Annotated in this window: 3 protein-coding genes; 2 read left to right on the top strand and 1 reads right to left on the bottom strand. The window is 70.6% G+C overall.

Annotated features, from left to right (window positions below; translation table 11 throughout):
• Together VLF38_RS04135 and VLF38_RS04130 are read left to right on the top strand one after the other, a co-directional pair.
• The coding region (locus tag VLF38_RS04135; RefSeq protein ID WP_325270017.1) for an aspartate kinase at window positions 1-695 on the top strand (695 nt) is incomplete at its 5' end.
• Window positions 696-699: 4 nt separating this feature from the next.
• Window positions 700-1,734: an aspartate-semialdehyde dehydrogenase gene (locus VLF38_RS04130; protein ID WP_325270018.1), complete on the top strand. Its 1,035-nt coding sequence runs from the start codon at window positions 700-702 to the stop codon at window positions 1,732-1,734.
• On the opposite strand, the gene VLF38_RS04125 is transcribed toward VLF38_RS04130, so the two are convergent.
• Window positions 1,731-2,198, bottom strand: a complete 468-nt coding sequence (locus VLF38_RS04125; RefSeq protein ID WP_325270016.1) for a hypothetical protein — start codon at window positions 2,196-2,198, stop codon at window positions 1,731-1,733. The two genes, VLF38_RS04130 and VLF38_RS04125, sit on opposite strands and share 4 nt — an antisense overlap.
• Window positions 2,199-2,361 lie beyond the last annotated feature (163 nt).

The raw sequence follows: 2,361 nt of genomic DNA, 5'->3' as shown, positions 1-2,361 counted from the left end.
CCTACGAGGAGATGCTCGAGCTCGCTGCCTGCGGGGCGAAGATCCTGCACCTGCGGTGCGTCGAGTACGCCCGCCGCTACGACATGCCCATCCACGTGCGCTCGTCCTTCAGCCAGACCGAGGGCACCTGGATCGTCCCCGACCCCGCATCGGACAACCCCGAGGGAACCGACATGGAACAGGCCATCATCGCCGGCGTCGCCCACGACCGGAGCGAAGCGAAGATCACCGTCGTCGGCGTGCCCGACAAGGTGGGCGAGGCTGCCCGCATCTTCGAGGCGCTCGCCGCGACCGAGGTCAACATCGACATGGTCGTCCAGAACGTCTCCGCCGCGGCGACCAGCCTCACCGACATCTCCTTCACGCTCCCCCGCGAGGACGGCCAGACCGCGATGACGGCCCTGGCCCGCATCCAGGGCGAGGTGGGCTACGACAAGCTGCTGTACGACGACCAGATCGGCAAGGTCTCGCTGATCGGTGCCGGCATGCGCAGCCATCCCGGCGTCACCGCGAAGTTCTTCGCCGCCCTCGCCAGCGCCGGCGTCAACATCGAGATGATCTCCACCTCCGAGATCCGCATCTCGGTGATCGTCGACAGCGCCGACGTCGACACCGCGGTGCAGGCGACGCACACCGCGTTCGACCTGGACGCAGCCGAGGTCGAGGCCGTCGTGTACGGCGGGACGGGGCGCTGACGTGGTGCGCATCGGAGTGGTCGGCGCGACCGGCCAGGTGGGTGTCGCGATGCGACAGATCCTCGAGGAGCGCGGCTTCCCGGCCGAGGAGGTGCGGTTCTTCGCTTCCGCCAGGTCGGCCGGCACGGTGCTTCCCTTCGCAGGCCGGGAGATCACCGTGGAGGACGCCGCCACGGCAGACCCCAGCGGGCTCGACATCGCGCTGTTCTCCGCCGGGGCGACGACCTCGCGGGCGCTGGCTCCCGCCTTCGTCGAGGCCGGCGTGATCGTGGTCGACAACTCCTCGGCCTTCCGCAGGGATCCCGACATCCCGCTCGTGGTCTCGGAGGTGAACCCCGAGGCCATCGAGCCTGTGGTCGCCGCAGGGCAGGGCATCATCGCCAACCCCAACTGCACGACCATGGCCGCGATGCCGGTGCTCAAGCCCCTCCACGACGAGGCCGGGCTGGTGCGACTCATCGCGTCCACCTACCAGGCCGTGTCGGGCTCGGGCGTCGCCGGGGTCGACGAGCTGGCCACCCAGGTGGGCGCCGCCGGCGACAAGGCCCGGGAGCTGGCCTACGACGGCCAGGCGGTCGTCTTCCCGGAGCCGGAGAAGTATGCGCGCACCATCGCCTACAACGTGCTCCCGATGGCCGGCTCGATCGTCGACGACGGCCTCCACGAGACCGACGAGGAGCAGAAGCTGCGCAACGAGTCGCGCAAGATCCTCGGCATCCCGGACCTGCGGGTCTCCGGCATCTGCGTGCGGGTCCCGGTCTTCACCGGTCACTCGCTGGCGATCAACGCCGAGTTCGAGCGGGCGATGACCGTCGAGCGCGCCACCGAGGTGCTGTCCGGTGCCCCCGGTGTCGAGCTCGCCGAGATCCCGACCCCGCTGCAGGCAGCCGGCAAGGACCCGTCGTACGTCGGTCGCATCCGGCAGGACCCGGGGGTCGACGGCGACCGCGGGCTGGCGCTGTTCGTCAGCAACGACAACCTGCGCAAGGGGGCGGCGCTCAACACCGTGCAGATCGCCGAGCTGGTCGCCCGCCGCTAGGGCTGCTTCTCGTCGACGAGAGCGGTGGTCACCCAGTGTGACAACGCGTAGGCGCCGGCGGCGACGAGCGGGATGACGACCACCATCCACGCGCTCATCAGCACCTCGATCAGGAAGAGCATGGCCGCGACCGCCAGCAGGGCGACCGCCAGGAAGCTCGTGCTCCCTGAATCACGGATGCCGAAGGCGCGAAGCAGCCAACCGCCCAGGTAGGTCAGCAGCACCAGCACGGCGACCAGCAGGAGCAGCCCCGGACCACCGCCGCACGACGCGGTGCCGCGTGCGGCCTCGCAGACCCGCAGCGAGCCGAAGACCAGGCCGACGGCGAGCAGGCCGACCACCAGGCCGGTGACGACGGCAGCGATGCGGCCGGAGGCAGCGGGAAGTGTGAACCCCCTCGGGCGCCCACCGCCGTCCGCCGGCTCAGGGTGGCGCCGCTCGGGCGTGTGCCCGTCCCCCGACACGCCGTCCGCCGGTTGTCCAGATTCCCCGGATATCCGGGGAATCTCACGCCTCGTGGTCAATGCATCGACGTCAGAGCGTGAAGACTGACTGCCAAGCATCCGTTGGGGCGTCGACTCCGGCGCCGGAGCGGGGGCGGGAGCCGCGAGCTCCCGCCGCACGTGG

The organism is Nocardioides sp., assembly GCF_035481145.1.
Lineage (GTDB): Bacteria > Actinomycetota > Actinomycetes > Propionibacteriales > Nocardioidaceae > Nocardioides.
Note: the sequence above shows the minus strand (reverse complement) of the source record. Positions and strands in the feature narration are given on the sequence as shown.